The following is an 18,004-nucleotide window of genomic DNA, read 5'->3' as shown; positions in this document are numbered from 1 at the left end:
ATGTGCGAGGCTCCTTGGGCAAGTGCCGTGTACGGGACGGGACTTGGCTACGGGTCAGGACTTGGCGGCGTCACCGAAGGCGGGAATGACCGAGCCCTGGTAGGTGTCCTCGATGAACTTCTCGACCTCGTCGGAGTGGAGGAGCTTCACGAGCTTCTGGACGCGGGGGTCCTTCTCGTTGCCCTTCTTCACGGCGATGATGTTGGCGTACGGGTTGCCGTCGGCCTTCTCCAGGACGAGGGCGTCCTTGGCGGGCTTGAGCTTGGCCTCGATGGCGTAGTTGCCGTTGATGACGGCGGCGTCCACGTCGTTCAGGGCGCGCGGGACCGTGGCGGCCTCCAGCTCCTTGAACTCCAGGCCCTTCTTGTCGGTGATGTCGCTCAGCTTGGCGCTGGTGCCGACGCCGTCCTTGAGGGTGATGAGGTTGTTCTGCGCGAGCAGCTGGAGCGCGCGGCCCTCGTTGGTGGTGTCGTTGGGGACGGCGATGGTCTGGCCGGCCTTGATGGAGTCGAGGCCCTTGACCTTCTTGGAGTAGAGGCCGAGGGGCTCCAGGTGGACCGTGCCGACGGAGACCAGGTGGGTGTCGTTCTTCTTGTTGAAGTCGTCCAGGTAGGGCTGGTGCTGGAAGAAGTTGGCGTCGACCTGGCCGGTCTCGGTGGCGGTGTTCGGCAGGACGTAGTCCGTGAACTCCTTGACCTCCAGCTTGAGCCCGGCCTTGTCGGCGAGGTTCTTCTTGACGAAGCCGAGGATGTCGGCGTGCGGCGTCGGGGACGCGGCGACGACGAGGGCCTTGGAGCTGTCGGCGGCGGTGCCGCTCTTGGAGGACGGGTCGGAGTCCGTGCCGCAGGCGGTGAGGCCGAGGGCGAGGGCGGTGGTGGCCGCGGCGGCGGCGGTGATCTTGATGCTGGTACGCACGAAAAGTGCCTCTTTCAGGTGGTGATGGTGGAGCGCCCGGACAAGGAGTGCGGGCTTGATGGGGAGAGGGAGTCAGGCGGTGCGGCCGCGGCGGGCCAGCAGGCGGACGGCGAGGTCGCCGATCAGCTGGACGAGGGTCACGATGACGATCAGCAGCGCGACGGTGATCAGCATGAAGCGGTTGTCGAAGCGCTGGAATCCGTAGGTGACGGCCTTGGAGCCGAGTCCTTCGCCGCCGACCGCGCCGGCCATCGCGGAGTAGCCGATGAGCACGATGACGGTGGTGGTGATGCCGGAGACGAGGGACGGCAGGGCCTGCGGGAGGAGGACCTTGCGGACGATCGTCGTGATGGAACCGCCCATGGACTGGACGGCCTCGACGAGCCCGTGGTCGACCTCGCGCACCGCCGTCTCGACGAGCCGGGCGAAGAACGGGATGGCGCCGACGGCGAGCGGCACGATCATCGCGGTGGGGCCGATGAAGGTGCCGACGACCCAGGTGGTGAAGGGGATCAGGGCGATCAGCAGGATGATGAACGGCAGCGAGCGGCCGATGTTCACGATCACGCCGACGACCTTGTTCACCGGGGTGTTCTGCAGCAGGCCGCCCTTGTCCGTGAGGACGAGGAGGACGCCGAGCGGCAGCCCGACCAGGACGGTGACGAGGGCGGACCACAGCACCATGTAGAGGGTGTCGACGGTGCCTTGCGTCAGCAGCGGCTGCATTTCGGACCAGGTCACTTCGCCACCTCCTTGGTGAGCGGTGCGGGGGTGGTTGCGGGGCCGGGCCCGGCGTCCGCGCCGTCGACGAGCTCGGCCTGGAGCCCCTGCTCGCGCAGGAAGCCGATCGGGACGACGTTCTCCTCGAACCGGCCGGGCAGTTCGATGCGCATGCGGCCGATCTGCCTGCCGCCGACGGTGTCCATCGCGGCGCCCAGGATCGAGATGTCGATGTTGTACGTACGGGAGAGCTGCGAGATCACCGGGCGGGCGGCGGCCTCGCCGTGGAAGGTGACGTCGACGACGGTGCGGTCCGGCGCGGAGGCGGTGCCGCCGACGGGGAACAGCTCGTGGGCCAGCTCGGAGCCGGGGGTGGCGAGAAGTTCGCCGACGGTGCCGGACTCGACGACCCGGCCGCCCCGCATCAGCGCGGCGGAGTCGCAGACGGTCTTGACGACGTCCATCTCGTGGGTGATGAGCAGGACGGTGAGCCCGAGCTGCTGATTGAGGTCGCGCAGGAGCTGGAGGATGGAGCGGGTGGTCTCGGGGTCCAGGGCCGAGGTCGCCTCGTCGGAGAGCAGCACCTTGGGGTCCCCGGCGAGTGCGCGGGCGATGCCGACGCGCTGCTTCTGGCCGCCGGAAAGCTGGCCCGGGTAGGAGTCGGCCTTGTCGGCGAGGCCGACCAGGTCGAGGAGTTCGAGGGCCTTGCGGGAGCGTTCGCGACCGGTGACGCCGAGGATCTCCAGCGGGAGCTCGACGTTGCGCCGCACGGTGCGGGATGCCAGCAGATTGAAGTGCTGGAAGACCATGCCGATGCGACTGCGTGCCTCGCGCAGCTCCTTGCCGGCCCGGCGGCCCCGGCCCGCGAGGGCGGTGAGGTCCTGGCCGGCCACGGTCACCGTGCCCGAGGTGGGGCGTTCCAGGAGGTTGACGCAGCGGATCAGGGAGGACTTACCGGCGCCGCTGCGGCCGATGACGCCGTACACCTCGCCCTCGCGGACGTGCAGGTCGACGCCGTCCAGGGCGGTGACCTCTCGGTCGCGCGACTGGTAGACCTTCGTGAGGCCCGTCGTGGTGATCACAGGGGTTTCCGTCACTGTCGAGTGCGCGGCGCGGTGTCCGCCGGGCACGGGGCATGCGTCCGGGGGTGATCCGGACGTTTCGATCGGACGTTCCGAGCGGATTCCCGGGGCGGCCGGGCGCGGCGGTCACCGCGGGCCGGGGCCCGTGCGGGCTCGTTCCGCTGGGTGCGGACTCGCCGGGAAAGTGGGTCTCGCTTCGGGGCGCGAGGCTCGGTCGTGGGCCCTCAGAAGGCGCGCATTCGACACATACAACGAGCACCGGGCGTCGTGATCGCCTCGGTCGCAAGGGTGCGGCTGCTCGTCGTGGTCATGGGCACAAGTAAAACAGACGGGAGGTTGCCACCGGACCGATTGTCCGAATAGCGGACAGTGATGGATGGGGCGGTGCGGCAGATCCGTATCGGCCGACCGTTTTCGGCCACGCCGCTCTGACCTGCGCTTATGCAGCCATGAGGCGGCCGGTGTCGCCGATTCCCCGGCGCCCGGAGGTGGCGCGCCCTGTGGTCAAGGCCACGATCGACCGCCCCGGCGCACTTCCCGCGGCGAACCGGGGGCGCACGCGGCGGGTCCGGCGCGCCGTAATACCCTCGGCTCATGCTCGACGCCCTGACGATCGCGGTCGCCGCGGCCGCCCTCGCCCTCGCCGCCTGGTGCGGATACGCCGCCTACCGGGACCAGCCCACCAAGGACTGGCACTTCATCGGCATGGCCGTCGTCTCGCTGCTGGCCCTGGCGCAGCTGGTCGTGGGGATCGTTCAACTGGCCCGCGGCGAGCGGCCCGAGCAAGGCATGACCATCTTCATCGCCTATCTGGCGGGGGCGTTCCTCGCCGTGCCGGCGGCCGGGTTCCTGTCGCTGAGCGAGCGGACCCGCTGGGGTTCGGTGACGGTGGCGGCGGGCGCGGTCGTCCTGGCCGTCCTCGAAGTACGGCTCTACGACATCTGGGGAAGCTGACCGTGACCGACACCGACACCACGCAGGCGACGGCCGGCGGCGAGAAGCGCCCCTTCGACCTCGGCACCGGTCCCGGGCGCGTCCTGGTCTGGTTCTACGGCGTGTTCACCGTGGCGGCGGCGTCCCGCTCGATCGTCCAGATGATCCTGGACTTCGGCCGCGCGCCCCTGGCCTATGTGCTGTCGGCGGTCGCCGCGCTCGTCTACGGCTTCATCACGTACTCGCTGGTGCGCGGCGGTGAACGGGCCCGCCGGACGGCGCTGGTGTGCTGCGCCGCGGAGCTGGTCGGGGTGCTGGTGGTGGGGACGTGGACGCTGGTGGAGCCGTCCGCGTTCGCCGATGCGACCGTGTGGTCGTACTGCGGCCGGGACTACCTGTTCATTCCGGTGATCCTGCCGGTCACCGGAATGATGTGGCTGCGCCGCGCCCGTACCGCGTAACGGCAGGGCGCGGCGCCCGTACGGTCAGGCGCTGGCCACGTAGGCGGCCGGGGCCGGGGCCTCCTTCTCCAGCAGGATCATCATGACCCCGTCGCTGCCGGGTGCGTTGCCCACGGCGGCGTAGCCCGCGCGCTGGTAGAGCCTCAGGTTTGCCTCGCTGCGGTGGCCGGTGTGCAGCCGGAAGCGGATGGCGGCGCGCTCGTCGGCGAGGCCCGCCTCCGCCGCCCCGAGCAGCCGGGCGCCGAGACCGTGGCCGCGGAGGCGCGGGTGTACGCAGAGCCGGCCGATCCGGCCCGTGCCCTCCTGGTCGGTCGAGCCGCGTACCGAGCCGACGACCTCGTCGCCGAGCCGGGCCACGTACACCAGGTCCTCCGCGATCTCGGCGCGGACCGAGTCGAGGGTCTGGACGAGCGGGTCGATGCGGTAATTGCCGTACAGCTCCGCCTCGCTCTGGAAACAGAGGTACTGCAGCTTCAGAATCTCTTCGGCGTCGTGCGTGCCCGCCGCCGAGATGATCACGCTCATGCCCATGTGCGCATGCCTCCCGCTCACCTGATCCGCCGGTTGTCCACTGCTCCTTGCCCACGGTCGAGGAGCGACAACCTCCGCCGCGAGCATTCTGCGCAGACATCCAAGGCATCGGGAACGGATGAGGACCAAACTCCCCTGTGACATACCCAACTCCCCTGCGATGTGACGGAAGCGAGTCGCTGACGGGGAGTCGGGTCCGCCGTCCTACCGCTTCGCCGTGAAGTCCGCCGCCGCGAGCAGGGCGGTGTCCGGGTTGTCGGAGAAGATCCCGTCGATCCCGGTCGCGAAGTACGCGGCGAATGCGCCGAAGGCGTCCCCGTACGCGTTGGGATCGGTGCCACGCCGGAAGTCGGCGGGCAGGAAGGTGTTCTCGTTGCGCATCGTGTACGGGTGCAGGACGAGGCCCTGCGTGTGGGCGTCGCGCACCAGGGTGGTGGGCTCGGTGAGCCGGCCGGCGGCGTCCTTGGGGATGATCAGGTCCAGGGTGGGGCCGATGCCCTGGGCGAAGGAGGCCATCCACTTCAGGCCGGCCGGCTTCACCAGGTCGTCCGTGGTGCGCGGGTCGCCGGACACCTCGAAGTCCCAGGGGCGGGTGCCCGTGCCGGAGAGCAGGACGATGCGCGGGGTGGCGACGAGCCCGGCCAGGCGCTGGACGCTGCCGGGTTCGAAGGACTGGAGGATCAGCGGGGACTGGGCGCGGTGCCGTCCGTAGCGGCGCAGCAGCTTGGCGAGCGGCTCCTCCAGGCCGAGTCCGAGGCCCCGGAAGTAGGTGGGGTGCTTGGTCTCGACGTATAGCCAGACGGGCTTTCCGCGGCGGCGGCCCTCGCGGTCGGCCCAGCGCAGGACCTCCTCGAAGGTGGGGATGTCCCAGCGGCCGTCGTAGAGCGTGTTCTTCTGGCGATTGGCCGGGATGCGCTCCTTGGCGCGCAGCGTCTTCAGCTCGGCGAGGGTGAAGTCCTCGGTGAACCAGCCGGTGAGGGAGACGCCGTCGACGCTCTTGGTGGTCCTGCGGTTCGCGAACTCGGGGTGCGCGGAGACGTCGGTGGTGGCGGTGATGTCGTTCTCGTGGCGGCAGACGAGGTGGCCGTCGCGGGTCGGGACGAGGTCCTGCTCGATGATGTGCGCGCCCATGTCGAGAGCGAGCTGGTAGGAGCCCAGGGTGTGTTCGGGACGGTAGCCGCTGGTGCCCCGGTGGCCGATGACCGTGGGGACGGGCAGGTCGAGGCGGTGGCCGCCGTGTCCGCCGTTGCGGTCGGCCGCCTGCGCCGTTGCGGTGACGCCCAGGGCGGCGGTCGTGAGGGCGGCCGCCCCCGCCCCGATGACGGTCCGTCGTCCCGGCGCGGCCTGCGCACGCTCTGTCATAAATGCTCCTCGCATGTGATGTACGGCACCTGTCGAGCGAGGATCGAGCGTAGGCACGGGTACGGTCACGGGGGCGGCACCTGGACGAACATGGCGCGAACACATGTCAACACGGTGTATCCGATGCGTGAACCCGACGTGCGATCGGCCGGTACCCGCGAGTATCGTCCTCACCTGCATGGACCTTTACAATCCGTCACCCCGGCCGGCCCGGCCACTACACCGGAGGAAGCGTTGTCCCGTCTCGCACTCATCAAGGCAGTGCTCGGACCGATCCTGCGCCTGATGTTCCGTCCCCGGATGGAGGGCATCGAGAACATCCCGGGCTCCGGGCCGGTGATCCTGGCGGGCAACCACCTCACGTTCATCGACTCGATGATCATGCCGATCTGCTGCGACCGGCCGGTGTTCTTCATCGGCAAGGACGAGTACGTCACGGGCAAGGGGATCAAGGGCAGGCTGATGGCCTGGTTCTTCACGGGCGTCGGCATGATCCCGGTGGACCGCGACGGCGGGCGCGGCGGTGTCGCGGCGCTGATGACGGGCCGGCGGATCCTGGAGGAGGGCAAGGCCTTCGCGATCTACCCGGAGGGCACCCGCTCCCCCGACGGCCGGCTCTACCGGGGCCGTACGGGCATCGCGCGGCTGACGCTGATGACGGGTGCGCCGGTGGTGCCGTTCGCGATGATCGGCACCGACAAGCTCCAGCCGGGCGGCTCGGGTCTGCCCCGGCCGGGCAAGGTCACGGTGCGCTTCGGTGAGCCGATGGAGTTCTCCCGGTACGAGGGCATGGACCGCGACCGCTATGTGCTGCGGGCGGTGACGGACTCCGTGATGGCCGAGGTGATGCGGCTGTCCGGACAGGAGTACGTCGACATGTACGCGACCAAGGCGAAGGCGGCCTGATCCGCTGACGTACGTGAGGGCCCGTCCCCGGTCCGGGGGCGGGCCCTCACGCGTGTCCGGGGCCGGGGCTAGTCGTGGACGATGCCCTCCTCCAGCTCCTGCCCGCGCAGCAGGAACCAGGCGGCGGCGGCCGTCACCAGGAGCACGATCGCGCCGACGACCGAGGCGAGGTGCAGCCCGTCCACGAAGGCGTCCTGGGCCGAGGAGACCAGTTCGTGGGCCTCGTGCGGCGGCAGCAGGTGCGAGGACTCCACGGCGCCGCCGAGCGATTCGTGCGCGGCGTCCGAGACGGCCGTCGGGGTGCCGGGCGGGGCCTGGAAGCTCTTGTAGGCCCCGGTCACGATGGAGCCGAGCAGCGCGATGCCGAGGGCGGCGCCGAGCTCGTACGCCGTCTCGGAGACCGCGGAGGCGGAACCGGCGTGTTCCTTGGGGACGCTGGACAGGATCACGTCCGAGGTCACGGTGAACGCGAAGCCCGCGCCGACGCCGACGATCAGGAGCAGCGCGCCGATCAGCGGGTAGGCCGTGTCCCGGTGGACGGCGGCGACCGCGGCCAGCGCCACGCCGATCGCGCCGAGCCCGCCGGACACCACCACCCGTACGGTGAACCGCCGGGCGACCGTGCCGGCCAGCAGGCCCGCGGTGACGGCGCCGACGGCGGCGGGCAGTTCGGCGAGCCCGGCCTCCAGCGGACCGCGCCCCTGCACCAGCTGGAGGAACTGGGAGAGGAAGAAGACGAGCCCGGACAGGCCGAGGATGGTCAGCAGGTCGGCCAGGACCGCGCCGGAGAAGCCCCGGTGGTGGAAGAGCCGCATGTCAAGCAGCGGCGCGGTAAGCCGGAACTGACGGCGTACGAACCAGATCAGCGCCAGCAGCCCGGCGACGCCCACCAGGGCGGAGGTCCAGCTCACGCCGTGGGCGGCCATCTCCTTGATGGCGTAGACGACCCCGATCATCCCGACCAGGGAGAGGCCCACGCTCGGCAGGTCCCAGGGGCCGGGCGCCGGGTTCTTCGACTCGGGGATCATCTTGATGCCGACCGCGACGAGCACCGCCATGACGGGGAGGTTGATCAGGAAGACCGAGCCCCACCAGAAGTGTTCGAGCAGGAAGCCGCCGACGACCGGCCCGACCGCGGCGCCGGCCGAGGCCATCGCGCCCCAGATGCCGATGGCGAGGCTGCGCTCGCGGGGGTCGTGGAAGAGGTTGCGGATCAGGGCGAGGGTGGACGGCATCAGGGTGGCGCCTGCGACGCCGAGCAGGGCCCGCGCCACGATCATCATCTCGGGCGTGTGCGCGTACGCGTTGAGCACGGAGACCGCGCCGAAGGCGGTGGCGCCGCACAGCAGCAGCTTCTTGCGGCCGATGCGGTCGCCGAGGCTGCCCATGGAGACCAGGAGCCCGGCGATGACGAACGAGTAGACGTCACCGATCCAGAGCAGCTGGGTGCCGGTCGGCTCCAGGTCCTCGCTGAGGAACGGGGTCGCCAGGCCGAGCACGGTCGCGTCGACGGCCACAAGGAGCACGGCGAGTACGAGGACGGCCAGCGCGATCCACCGCCCGGGGCGGTACGGCTCGACGGGGGGCTCCGGCTGCTCTTCGACGCTGCTCATTGCTCCACGCTCCGGCGTGCGCCGCCGAGCAGCAACTCGACGATCATGTACGGGAAGTCCCGCGCGGCCACCCGGCCCGCCTGAACGGCCCACGCCCCGGTGCCGATGAGTCCGTACAGCGCCTCGGTGAGCCAGGCCGGGGTCAGGTCGATGCGGAACTCGCCGCGCTCCTGGCCGCGCCGGAAGAAGGCGGCGACGCGGGCGTCCAGCCGGTCCCAGCCGGCGTTCTGGTCGTCGCCCTCGAAGAGCTGGTTCTCGGTCACGAGGAACGACAGCAGTCCGGCGCTAGGCTCGACGGCGACGACGAACCGGCGCAGCGCCTCCTCGCTGGTGCCCTCGTCCATCGCGGCGGCGTCGAGCGCCGCCCCGAACTCCTGGATGCCCAGCTCCTCCAGCGCCCTCACCAGCGCGTCCCGCCCGGAGAAGTGCCGGTGCAGGGTGGCGCGCCCGATACCGGCCGCCTTGGCGACCTCGTCCATGGTGGCGGTGGATCTGCGGGTCAGCAGGGCGGCGGCGCTGCGCAGCACCTGCTCACGATCAAGAGTCATGAGACGACACTAACCCGAATGAGACAGCAATGTCTCATTCGGGTGAGTGCTGTCCGACGTCCCCCTGTGGCTCAGCTCCAGGGCAGCGAAGCCCGGTGGCGCCAGTACGCCTCCGGCTCCTCGACCAGGGCGTCCAGCCCGGCCCGCCGTTCCTCGTCGAGTACGGGAACGGCCGCGTGGAGGTTGCCGGAGAGCTGGGCGGCGGTGGCCGCGCCGGAGAGCACGACCCCGGCCCACGGCTGATGCAGCACCAGGGCCAGCGCGACCGCGTCGCTGCCGAGCCCCTCCTCGTCGGCGATCTCCCGGACCACGGCGGGCGCCTGCTCCCCGGCAAGCCGGCCGTTGGCCATGCCCTCCTTGACGATGACGGTGAGCCCGGCCGCGTGCGCCTCGGCGAGCGCGGGCCCCGCCGAGGTCTCCAGCGCGTTGTAGGTGGCCTGGACGGTACGGAAGAGGGGGGCGCCGTCGACCGTGACGGCGAGGGCGGCGAGGATCGCCTCGGCCTGGGCGGGCCCGCTCGTGGAGACACCGACACTGACGCCCTGGGCGGCCAGTTCGGCGAGGCGGGCGTGCAGTTCCTTGTCGGTGAGCGCCGGGCTGTCCGGGGTCACCGAGTGGATCTGGTAGAGGTCGAGCCGGTCGCCGAGCAGGGCGGCGGACTCGGCACGCTGGCGTTCGAACGCGGCGAGGGAGTGGTCCTTCACCTCGTGCGTCTCGGCGTCGAGGCTCCAGTCGGCGGTGTAGGTGTACCCCCACTTGCTGCCGACGACGACGTCGTCCGCCTCGGGGTGCGCGGTCAGCCAGCCGGCCAGGAACTCCTCGGCGCGCCCGTAGGAGCGGGCGGCGTCGAAGTAGCGGACGCCCTGCGCGTAGGCGGCGTCGAGGAGTTCGTGCGTACGGTCGCGCAGGGCGTCGGGCGAGCGGTCGGCCGGCAGGTCGCGGTCGCGGTGGAGGTTGATGTAGCCGGGCCGGCCGACGGCGGCCAGGCCGAGACCGATGTGGGCGGTGGGGGTGGTCGCTTCGGACAGTCGGGCGAACGGCATGGCGGGCTCCTCGTCGTCGGGCAGGACGCGCCTACCCTCCAACGTAGCCCGCGATGCGTCGGCGACTACTTGTGCGCGTCCGCCCAGGCGTGCTGCACGGCGAGGTCCGCCTTGACCTCGGCCAGCTGAGTGGCGACGGCCGAGGGGGCGGTGCCGCCGCGCCCGCTGCGGGAGGCGAGGGCACCAGCCACGTTGAGGACGGTGCGCACCTCCGGGGTGAGGTGCTCGGAGATCTTCGCGAACTGCTCGTCCGTCAGCTCGTCGAGCTCGATGCCGTGGTGCTCGCACTCCTTGACGCACTCGCCGGCGACCTCGTGGGCGACGCGGAACGGCACGCCCTTCTTGACCAGCCACTCCGCGATGTCGGTGGCGAGCGAGAAGCCGGCCGGGGCCAGCTCCTCCATGCGCTCCCGGTTGACGGTGAGCGTCGCCATCATGCCGGTGAAGGCGGGGAGCAGGACCTCCAGCTGGTCGCAGGAGTCGAAGACCGGCTCCTTGTCCTCCTGGAGGTCGCGGTTGTACGCGAGCGGCAGGGCCTTGAGCGTGGCCATCAGGCCGGTGAGGTTGCCGATGAGCCGGCCCGACTTACCCCGCGCGAGTTCGGCGATGTCCGGGTTCTTTTTCTGCGGCATGATCGAGGAGCCGGTGGAGAAGGCGTCGTGCAGGGTGACGAAGGAGAACTCCTTCGTGTTCCAGATGATGATCTCCTCGGCGATCCGGGAGAGGTTGACGCCGATCATCGCGGTGACGAACGCGAACTCGGCGACGAAGTCCCGCGAGGCCGTGCCGTCGATGGAGTTGCCCACCGAACCGCGCTCGAAGCCGAGGTCGGCCGCGACCGCCTCCGGGTCCAGGCCCAGCGAGGACCCGGCCAGCGCGCCGGAGCCGTACGGCGAGACGGCGGTCCGCTCGTCCCACTGCCGCAGCCGCTCCGCGTCCCGGGACAGCGACTGGACGTGGGCCAGGACGTGGTGGGCGAAGAGCACCGGCTGGGCGTGCTGGAGGTGCGTACGGCCGGGCATGGCGACGTCCGGGTGGGCCTCGGCGAGACCGACCAGGGCGTCCTGGAGGTCGGCGACCAAGCCGCCGATGACGCGGGCGTGGTCGCGCAGGTACATCCGGAAGAGCGTGGCGATCTGGTCGTTGCGGGACCGGCCGGCGCGGAGCTTGCCGCCGAGGTCGGGGCCGAGCCGTTCCAGCAGGCCGCGCTCCAGGGCGGTGTGCACGTCCTCGTCGGCGATGGTGCCGGTGAAGGAGCCGTCGGCCACGTCCGCTTCGAGCTGGTCGAGCCCGGCGGTCATCCGGTTCAGTTCGTCCTCGGTGAGCAGGCCCGCCTTGTGGAGGACACGGGCGTGGGCACGGGAGCCGGCGATGTCGTACGGCGCGAGCCGCCAGTCGAAGTGGACGGACGCGGACAGCCGGGCCAGCGCCTCGGCCGGTCCGTCGGCGAAGCGGGCGCCCCAGAGACGTACGTCGCCGTTGCCGTTGCCGTTGCTCACTGCGTGCTCCTCGGAAGTGCCACTGTTAGGCATAACTATGCAGAGGTCTGCATGCCTTGTCAAAGCGATGCCGATCGAGGCCGTCTCGCGAGGTGAAATTCCGTCGGCACTCCGGGGACCGCCGTCGATACTCGCCCCATGGGGAAAACATACGAACGCATCGACGGCCGGCTGCGGACCTTCATCGAGGAGCAGCCCGTGTTCTTCACGGCGACCGCGCCGCTGGACGGGGAGGGCACGGTCAACCTCTCCCCCAAGGGCGTCAGCGGCTCCTTCGCCGTGCTGGACGAGCGGCACGTGGCGTACCTGGACTTCGCCGGGAGCAATGCCGAGACGGTGGCCCACCTGCGCGAGAACGGGCGGATCACCCTCATGTGGTGCGCCTTCCAGGGCCCGCCGAACATCGTGCGGGTGCACGGCCGGGGCGAGCCCGTCTTCCGCGACGACCCCCGCTTCCCGGAACTCCTCGGCCGGTTCGCCGGGGTCGACGCCTCCGCGCACGGCCTTCGGGCCGTCATCGTGGTCACGGCCGAACTGATCCGGGACACCTGCGGCTACGGCGTCCCCTTCATGACGTACGACGGGGACCGCACACTGCACGGGCAGCGCTTCGCACGGGAGGACGACACCTCGCTGAGCGCCTACTTCGAGAAGAAGGAGCACATCGCCACCAGCATCGACGGACTGCCGGGACTCCCCCTGCCCCTGCCGGCGATGCCGCCCACGCCCTGAACGGCGCAGCCGCCGACCGCGCTTCCGGGTGACGGGGCGCCGGGCGGCCTACAGTCCGTGGCATGCGAAGACTCGTGACGACCGCCGCCGTCCTGCTGGCCCTCGGCACCGTCGTCGGGGCCGGCCGGCCGCCGCTGGTCACCGCCCCGCTGCCGACGCGGCTCGCCGACACGGGCGGCGGCACCCAGCTCATCACCGCCACGGCGGACTCCACCTCGTCCACCGTCGGCACCCTCACCTGGTGGGACCTACGCGACGGGAGGTGGAGCCCCGCCGGGACCGCCGTCGCGCGGTTCGGCTCGAAGGGGCTCACCGAGGGCACCACCCGCACACAGGGCACGTACACGACGCCGACCGGTATCTACGGCCTGCCGTACGCCTTCGGGGTCGAGGCCGCGCCCGCCGGCACCCGCTTCCCGTACCGGCGGGCGACCGCCAGGTCCTGGTGGTGCGAGGACAACGAGGCGCGCGCCTACAACCGCTGGGCCGAGCCGCTGCCCCCGGACTGCCGGGCCTCGGAGTCCGAGCAGATCACCGCGTACCCCACGCAGTACGCCCGGGCGCTCGTCATCGCCTTCAACTACGACCGGCCGGTGCGCGGCCGGGGCGCCGGGATCTTCCTGCACGTCAACGGGCGCGGCGCGACCGCCGGCTGCGTCTCCGTACCGGCGGACGCGATGGACCGCATCCTGGCCTGGGCCGACCCGGCCCGCGACCCGCACATCGCGATCGGCACCGTCTCCGGCGCGACCGCGATCGCCCGCTACTGACGCTCGTTCAACGCTCGTTCTGCGCGAGCCGCAGCAGATGGTCGGCGAGGGCCTGCCCGCCGGCCGGGTCGCGGCTGATCAGCATGAGCGTGTCGTCGCCCGCGATGGTGCCGAGGATGTCGTGCAGCTCGGCCTGGTCGATGGCCGAGGCGAGGAACTGCGCGGCGCCCGGCGGCGTGCGCAGCACCACCAGGTTGGCCGACGCCTCCGCCGAGATCAGTAGTTCGGCCGAGAGCCTGCGCATCCGCTCCTCCTTGGCGGAGCCGCCCAGCGGGGCCTGCGGGGTGCGGAATCCGCCCTCGCTCGGCACCGCGTAGATCAGCTCGCCGCCGGTGTTGCGGATCTTCACCGCGCCCAGCTCGTCCAGGTCCCGGGAGAGCGTCGCCTGGGTGACGCTCAGCCCGTCGTCGCTGAGGAGCTTGGCCAGCTGGCTCTGCGAGCGCACCGGCTGCCGGTTGAGGATGTCCACGATCCGGCGGTGGCGCGCCGTGCGGGTCTGCGGCACCGACGGCCCGCCGAACTCGGGTTCCTGCGCCTCGGTCATCGTCGTCGCCTCATTCTCCGGAGCGCTTCTCTCCGGATCGTCCGTCCCCGTAAGCCGCGTCGAGGGCACCCGGCAGTGCCCGGAGGAACGCGTCCACCTCCGCGTCGCCGATAGTCAGCGGCGGCATCAGCCGCAGGACATCGGGCGCGGGCGCGTTCACCAGGAGGCCGGCCCCCTGAGCCGCCTGCTGCGCCTGGGGCGCGAGGGGCTCGGTGAGCACGATACCCAGCAGCAGCCCGGAGCCCCGGACATGGGAGACCAGTGGGTGGTTCAGCGCCTCCACTCCCTCCCGGATGCGCTCGCCGAGCCGCTTGACCTGGTCGAGGGCGCCGTCGGCGGCGAGGGTGTCCAGGACCGCGAGGCCGGCGGCGCAGGCGACCGGGTTGCCGCCGAACGTCGTGCCGTGCTGGCCGGGTGCGAGCAGGTCCGCCGCCGCGCCGAAGGCGACCGTGGCGCCGATCGGCAGCCCGCCGCCGAGCCCCTTGGCGAGGGTGACGACGTCCGGCTCGACGCCCTGGTGGGCCTGGTGCTCGAACCACGAACCGCAGCGGCCGATGCCGGTCTGGACCTCGTCGAGCACGAGCAGGGTTCCGGTGGCGCGGGTGATCTCCCGGGCCGCCTCCAGGTAGCCCCTGGGCGGGACGACGACGCCGTTCTCGCCCTGCACCGGCTCGATGATCACGAGCGCGGTGTCGGTGGTGACGGCGGCCCGGAGCGCCTCCACGTCGCCGTACGGGACGTGCGTGACGTCGCCGGGCAGCGGGGTGAACGCCTCGCGCTTCTTGGGCTGGCCGGTGAGGGCGAGGGCGCCCATGGTCCGGCCGTGGAAGCCGCCGTCGGTGGCGACCATGTGGGTGCGCCCGGTCAGCCGGCCGATCTTGAAGGCGGCCTCGTTGGCCTCGGCGCCCGAGTTGCAGAAGTAGACCTTGCCGGTGCGGCCGAAGAGCGAGAGGAGCCGTTCGGCGAGCGCGACGGGCGGCTCGGCGATGAACAGGTTGGACACGTGCCCGAGGGTGGAGATCTGGGCGGTGACCGCCTCGACGACGGCGGGGTGGGCGTGGCCCAGGGCGTTGACCGCGATGCCGCCGACGAAGTCGAGGTACTCGGTGCCGTCCGCGTCCCACACGCGGGCGCCCTCGCCACGGACCAGGGACAGCTTCGGGGTGCCGTAGTTGTCCATCAGAGCGTGCTGCCACCGCTGCGACAGTGCTGCGTTGGTCATGATTCCCCCTGCGCGTCGGGCACGACCATCGTGCCGATTCCCTCGTCGGTGAAGATCTCCAGCAGGATCGAGTGCTGTACCCGGCCGTCGATGACGCGGGCCGTCTCGACCCCGTTGCGTACGGCGTGCAGGCAGCCCTGCATCTTGGGCACCATGCCGCTGGACAGCTCCGGCAGCAGCTTCTCCAGCTCGGTGGCGGTGAGCCGGCTGATCACGTCGTCGCTGTTCGGCCAGTCCTCGTACAGGCCCTCCACGTCGGTGAGGACCATCAGCGTCTCGGCGTTCAGCGCGGCGGCGAGCGCGGCGGCCGCGGTGTCCGCGTTGACGTTGTAGACGTGGTTGTCCTCGGCGGACCGGGCGATGGAGGAGATGACCGGGATGCGGCCGTCGTCCAGCAGGGCCTGGATGGCGCCGGTGTCGATGGCGGTGATCTCGCCGACCCGGCCGATGTCGACGAGCTCGCCGTCGATGGTGGGCCGGTGCTGTACGGCGGTGATGGTGTGGGCGTCCTCGCCGGTCATGCCGACGGCGAGCGGCCCGTGCTGGTTGAGCAGGCCGACCAGCTCGCGCTGGACCTGGCCGGCGAGCACCATGCGGACGACGTCCATCGCCTCGGGCGTGGTGACGCGCAGGCCGGCCTTGAACTCGCTGACCAGGCCCTGCTTGTCGAGCTGGGCGCTGATCTGGGGGCCGCCGCCGTGCACGACGACGGGCTTGAGGCCGGCGTGGCGCAGGAAGACGACGTCCTGGGCGAAGGCCGCCTTCAGCTCCTCGTCGATCATGGCGTTGCCGCCGAACTTGATGACGACGGTCTTGCCGTTGTGCCGGGTCAGCCAGGGCAGGGCCTCGATGAGGATCTGCGCCTTCGGGAGTGCGGTGTGCTTCCGCGCCGTCGTCATGAGCTGTACGCGCTGTTCTCGTGGACGTAATCCGCGGTGAGGTCGTTGGCCCAGATGACGGCGGACTCGGTGCCGGCGGCGAGGTCGGCGGTGATCCGGACCTCCCGGAACCGCATGTCGACCAGGTCGCGGTCCTCGCCGACCGAGCCGCCCCGGCAGACCCAGACGTCGTTGATGGCGACGTTCAGCGCGTCCGGCTCGAAGGCGGCCTTCGTGGTGCCGATGGCGGAGAGCACCCGGCCCCAGTTGGGGTCCTCGCCGTGGATGGCGCACTTGAGGAGGTTGTTGCGGGCGATGGAGCGGCCCACCTCGACGGCGTCGTCCTCGGTCGCGGCGTTGACGACCTCGATCCGGATGTCCTTGGAGGCGCCCTCGGCGTCCCCGATCAGCTGCCGGGCCAGGTCGTCGCAGACGGTACGGACGGCCTCGGCGAACTCCTTCTGCTCCGGGGCGATCCCGCTGGCGCCGGAGGCCAGCAGCAGCACGGTGTCGTTGGTGGACATGCAGCCGTCGGAGTCGACCCGGTCGAAGGTGGTGCGGGTGGCGTCGCGCAGGGCGGCGTCGAGACCGGCGGCGTCCACGTCGGCGTCGGTGGTGAGCACGACGAGCATGGTGGCCAGGCCCGGGGCCAGCATGCCGGCGCCCTTGGCCATGCCGCCGACGGTCCAGCCCTCGCCGCCGGCGACAGCGGTCTTGTGCACGGTGTCGGTGGTCTTGATGGCGATGGCGGCCTTCTCGCCGCCGTGCGGGGTGAGCTGGGCGACCGCCTTGTCGACGCCTCGGAGGAGCTTGTCCATGGGAAGCAGGATGCCGATGAGCCCGGTGGAGGCGACGGCGATGGTGCCGGCACCGTGCCCGCCCGTCTCGTCGTACCCGGCGCTGTTCAGGGAGGCGGCCACCTTCTCGGCGGTGGCGTGGGTGTCCTGGAATCCCTGCGGGCCCGTACAGGCGTTGGCGCCGCCCGAGTTGAGGACTACGGCGGTGACCTCGCCGCCCTTGACGACCTGCTCCGACCAGAGGACGGGGGCGGCCTTGACGCGGTTGGAGGTGAAGACACCCGCGGCGGCGCATCGCGGCCCCTGGTTGACCACGACGGCCAGGTCCGGGTTGCCGTTCTCCTTGATTCCGGCGGCGATGCCCGCCGCCGAGAATCCCTGTGCTGCCGTGACGCTCACGGTGCGACTCCGATCGTGGAAAGACCTGTGTCCTCGGGCAGTCCGAGGGCGATGTTCATGGACTGCAGGGCCCCGCCCGCGGTGCCCTTGGCGAGGTTGTCGATGGCGCTGATCACGATGATCCGCCCGGCCGTCTCGTCGTACGCGACCTGGATCTGCACGGCGTTGGAGCCGTACACGGCGGCGGTGGCGGGCCACTGGCCCTCGGGCAGCAGATCGACGAACGGCTCGTCCGCGTACGCCTTCTCGTAGGCGGCGCGTACGCTCTCGGCGCTCGTCCCGGGCTTGGCCTTCGCGCTGCACGTGGCGAGGATGCCGCGGGGCATGGGCGCGAGGGTCGGTGTGAACGACACGGTGACCGGCTCGCCGGCGGCGGCGCTGAGGTTCTGGATCATCTCGGGCGTGTGGCGGTGGACGCCGCCGACGCCGTACGGGGTCATGTTGCCCATCACCTCGGAGCCGAGGAGGTGGGGCTTGGCCGCCTTGCCGGCGCCGGAGGTCCCGGACGCGGCGACGATCACGGCCTCCGGCTCGGCGAGCTGCGCCGCGTACGCCGGGAACAGCGCGAGTGACACGGCGGTCGGGTAGCACCCCGGCACCGCGATCCGCTTGCTGCCCGCGAGGGCGGCGCGCCCGCCCGGCAGTTCGGGAAGCCCGTAGGGCCACGTGCCCGCGTGCGGCGAACCGTAGAATTTCTCCCAGTCACCGGCGTCCCGGAGACGGAAGTCCGCCCCCATGTCCACGACGAGCACCTCGTCACCGAGCTGTTCGGCCACGGCGGCGGACTGCCCGTGCGGCAGGGCGAGGAAGACGACGTCGTGCCCGGCGAGCACGTCGGCGGTGGTGGGTTGCAGGATGCGGCCGGCGAGCGGACGCAGGTGCGGTTGCAGGGCGCCGAGGGGCTGGCCCGCGTTGGAGTTGGCGGTGAGTGCGCCGATCTCCACCTCGGGGTGGACGAGCAGCAGACGGAGCAGTTCCCCGCCCGCGTATCCGCTCGCTCCTGCCACTGCTGCGCGTACCGCCATCGAAGCCTCCTAGTCGACGGCATG

The 18,004-nt window shown here is 71.2% G+C and carries 19 protein-coding genes; 5 read left to right on the top strand and 14 right to left on the bottom strand.

From position 1 onward, the window contains the following. Positions 1–54: 54 nt before the first annotated feature. From BLW14_RS26460 to BLW14_RS26450, 3 genes are all read right to left on the bottom strand, one after another. Entirely contained in the window at positions 55–915 is an 861-nt protein-coding gene (locus BLW14_RS26460) for a MetQ/NlpA family ABC transporter substrate-binding protein (protein WP_093709665.1), read from the bottom strand. A 72-nt stretch (positions 916–987) separates the two neighbouring features. Then, entirely contained in the window at positions 988–1,656 is a 669-nt protein-coding gene (locus BLW14_RS26455) for a methionine ABC transporter permease (protein ID WP_093709664.1), read from the bottom strand. Further along, positions 1,653–2,717, bottom strand: coding sequence for a methionine ABC transporter ATP-binding protein (locus BLW14_RS26450; protein ID WP_093709663.1), 1,065 nt, complete (start codon positions 2,715–2,717; stop codon positions 1,653–1,655). The genes BLW14_RS26455 and BLW14_RS26450 overlap by 4 nt, the downstream gene beginning before the upstream one ends. Positions 2,718–3,311: 594 nt before the next feature. Between BLW14_RS26450 and BLW14_RS26445 the strand changes: the two genes are divergently transcribed. Together BLW14_RS26445 and BLW14_RS26440 are read left to right on the top strand one after the other, a co-directional pair. Further along, positions 3,312–3,671 (top strand): hypothetical protein, encoded by a 360-nt coding sequence (locus BLW14_RS26445; protein WP_018524170.1) that lies wholly within the window; start codon positions 3,312–3,314, stop codon positions 3,669–3,671. 2 nt (positions 3,672–3,673) lie between these two features. After that, positions 3,674–4,111 (top strand): hypothetical protein, encoded by a 438-nt coding sequence (locus tag BLW14_RS26440; protein ID WP_093709662.1) that lies wholly within the window; start codon positions 3,674–3,676, stop codon positions 4,109–4,111. A 24-nt stretch (positions 4,112–4,135) separates the two neighbouring features. Here BLW14_RS26440 and BLW14_RS26435 read toward each other — a convergent pair whose 3' ends face one another. Together BLW14_RS26435 and BLW14_RS26430 are read right to left on the bottom strand one after the other, a co-directional pair. Next, positions 4,136–4,642 carry a GNAT family N-acetyltransferase gene (locus tag BLW14_RS26435; RefSeq protein ID WP_093709661.1) on the bottom strand — a complete coding sequence of 169 codons (507 nt, stop codon included), beginning with the start codon at positions 4,640–4,642 and terminating at the stop codon, positions 4,136–4,138. 204 nt (positions 4,643–4,846) lie between these two features. Next, the gene (locus BLW14_RS26430) at positions 4,847–6,004 is read right to left on the bottom strand and encodes a glycerophosphodiester phosphodiesterase (RefSeq protein ID WP_093709660.1); all 1,158 of its coding nucleotides are present in this window, start codon (positions 6,002–6,004) and stop codon (positions 4,847–4,849) included. Positions 6,005–6,238: 234 nt separating this feature from the next. On the opposite strand from BLW14_RS26430, the gene BLW14_RS26425 reads away from it, so the two are divergent. Next, the gene (locus BLW14_RS26425) at positions 6,239–6,910 is read left to right on the top strand and encodes a lysophospholipid acyltransferase family protein (RefSeq protein WP_093709659.1); all 672 of its coding nucleotides are present in this window, start codon (positions 6,239–6,241) and stop codon (positions 6,908–6,910) included. Between the two features lie 68 nt (positions 6,911–6,978). On the opposite strand, the gene BLW14_RS26420 is transcribed toward BLW14_RS26425, so the two are convergent. The 4 genes from BLW14_RS26420 to argH all read right to left on the bottom strand — a co-directional run bounded on the left by BLW14_RS26420 (position 6,979) and on the right by argH (position 11,613). Then, positions 6,979–8,523: an MFS transporter gene (locus BLW14_RS26420; RefSeq protein WP_093709658.1), complete on the bottom strand. Its 1,545-nt coding sequence runs from the start codon at positions 8,521–8,523 to the stop codon at positions 6,979–6,981. Next, positions 8,520–9,071 (bottom strand): TetR/AcrR family transcriptional regulator, encoded by a 552-nt coding sequence (locus BLW14_RS26415; protein WP_093709657.1) that lies wholly within the window; start codon positions 9,069–9,071, stop codon positions 8,520–8,522. Before BLW14_RS26415 ends, BLW14_RS26420 begins: the two co-directional genes overlap by 4 nt. 71 nt (positions 9,072–9,142) lie before the next feature. Then, positions 9,143–10,114: an aldo/keto reductase gene (locus BLW14_RS26410; RefSeq protein ID WP_093709656.1), complete on the bottom strand. Its 972-nt coding sequence runs from the start codon at positions 10,112–10,114 to the stop codon at positions 9,143–9,145. A 65-nt stretch (positions 10,115–10,179) separates the two neighbouring features. Further along, on the bottom strand, positions 10,180–11,613 hold the full coding sequence (gene argH, locus BLW14_RS26405; RefSeq protein WP_177154104.1) for an argininosuccinate lyase: 1,434 nt from the start codon (positions 11,611–11,613) through the stop codon (positions 10,180–10,182). A gap of 138 nt (positions 11,614–11,751) precedes the next feature. On the opposite strand from argH, the gene BLW14_RS26400 reads away from it, so the two are divergent. Together BLW14_RS26400 and BLW14_RS26395 are read left to right on the top strand one after the other, a co-directional pair. Continuing rightward, a complete protein-coding gene (locus BLW14_RS26400; RefSeq protein WP_093709654.1) occupies positions 11,752–12,345 on the top strand; it encodes a pyridoxamine 5'-phosphate oxidase family protein in 594 nt (197 codons plus the stop codon). A gap of 62 nt (positions 12,346–12,407) precedes the next feature. Then, a complete protein-coding gene (locus BLW14_RS26395; RefSeq protein ID WP_177154103.1) occupies positions 12,408–13,115 on the top strand; it encodes a L,D-transpeptidase family protein in 708 nt (235 codons plus the stop codon). 7 nt (positions 13,116–13,122) lie between these two features. On the opposite strand, the gene BLW14_RS26390 is transcribed toward BLW14_RS26395, so the two are convergent. The 5 genes from BLW14_RS26390 to argC are packed head-to-tail and all read right to left on the bottom strand — an operon-like array spanning position 13,123 to position 17,980. After that, on the bottom strand, positions 13,123–13,659 hold the full coding sequence (locus tag BLW14_RS26390) for an arginine repressor (protein ID WP_018524159.1): 537 nt from the start codon (positions 13,657–13,659) through the stop codon (positions 13,123–13,125). Positions 13,660–13,669: 10 nt separating this feature from the next. Next, complete coding sequence (locus BLW14_RS26385; protein WP_093709652.1) at positions 13,670–14,881, bottom strand: acetylornithine transaminase; 1,212 nt, start codon at positions 14,879–14,881, stop codon at positions 13,670–13,672. Further along, complete coding sequence (gene argB, locus BLW14_RS26380) at positions 14,878–15,780, bottom strand: acetylglutamate kinase (protein ID WP_018524157.1); 903 nt, start codon at positions 15,778–15,780, stop codon at positions 14,878–14,880. The genes BLW14_RS26385 and argB overlap by 4 nt, the downstream gene beginning before the upstream one ends. Further along, positions 15,777–16,955: a bifunctional glutamate N-acetyltransferase/amino-acid acetyltransferase ArgJ gene (gene argJ, locus BLW14_RS26375; RefSeq protein ID WP_093709651.1), complete on the bottom strand. Its 1,179-nt coding sequence runs from the start codon at positions 16,953–16,955 to the stop codon at positions 15,777–15,779. Before argJ ends, argB begins: the two co-directional genes overlap by 4 nt. After that, on the bottom strand, positions 16,952–17,980 hold the full coding sequence (gene argC, locus BLW14_RS26370) for an N-acetyl-gamma-glutamyl-phosphate reductase (RefSeq protein ID WP_093709650.1): 1,029 nt from the start codon (positions 17,978–17,980) through the stop codon (positions 16,952–16,954). Before argC ends, argJ begins: the two co-directional genes overlap by 4 nt. Between the last annotated feature and the right edge of the window lie 24 nt (positions 17,981–18,004).

This window comes from Streptomyces sp. 2131.1 (assembly GCF_900105515.1).
Lineage (GTDB): Bacteria > Actinomycetota > Actinomycetes > Streptomycetales > Streptomycetaceae > Streptomyces > Streptomyces drozdowiczii.
This window is presented reverse-complemented; position numbering and strand designations above follow the sequence as displayed.

Excerpts from the sequence above, each read along its gene's own strand:
- BLW14_RS26445 (WP_018524170.1), top strand. The coding sequence starts at position 3,312 with ATGCTCGACGCCCTGACGATCGCGGTCGCCGCGGCCGCCCTCGCCCTC.
- BLW14_RS26435 (WP_093709661.1), bottom strand. The coding sequence starts at position 4,642 with ATGGGCATGAGCGTGATCATCTCGGCGGCGGGCACGCACGACGCCGAA.
- BLW14_RS26430 (WP_093709660.1), bottom strand. The coding sequence starts at position 6,004 with ATGACAGAGCGTGCGCAGGCCGCGCCGGGACGACGGACCGTCATCGGG.
- BLW14_RS26420 (WP_093709658.1), bottom strand. The coding sequence starts at position 8,523 with ATGAGCAGCGTCGAAGAGCAGCCGGAGCCCCCCGTCGAGCCGTACCGC.
- BLW14_RS26415 (WP_093709657.1), bottom strand. The coding sequence starts at position 9,071 with ATGACTCTTGATCGTGAGCAGGTGCTGCGCAGCGCCGCCGCCCTGCTG.
- BLW14_RS26410 (WP_093709656.1), bottom strand. The coding sequence starts at position 10,114 with ATGCCGTTCGCCCGACTGTCCGAAGCGACCACCCCCACCGCCCACATC.
- BLW14_RS26400 (WP_093709654.1), top strand. The coding sequence starts at position 11,752 with ATGGGGAAAACATACGAACGCATCGACGGCCGGCTGCGGACCTTCATC.
- BLW14_RS26395 (WP_177154103.1), top strand. The coding sequence starts at position 12,408 with ATGCGAAGACTCGTGACGACCGCCGCCGTCCTGCTGGCCCTCGGCACC.
- BLW14_RS26390 (WP_018524159.1), bottom strand. The coding sequence starts at position 13,659 with ATGACCGAGGCGCAGGAACCCGAGTTCGGCGGGCCGTCGGTGCCGCAG.
- BLW14_RS26385 (WP_093709652.1), bottom strand. The coding sequence starts at position 14,881 with ATGACCAACGCAGCACTGTCGCAGCGGTGGCAGCACGCTCTGATGGAC.
- argB (WP_018524157.1), bottom strand. The coding sequence starts at position 15,780 with ATGACGACGGCGCGGAAGCACACCGCACTCCCGAAGGCGCAGATCCTC.
- argC (WP_093709650.1), bottom strand. The coding sequence starts at position 17,980 with ATGGCGGTACGCGCAGCAGTGGCAGGAGCGAGCGGATACGCGGGCGGG.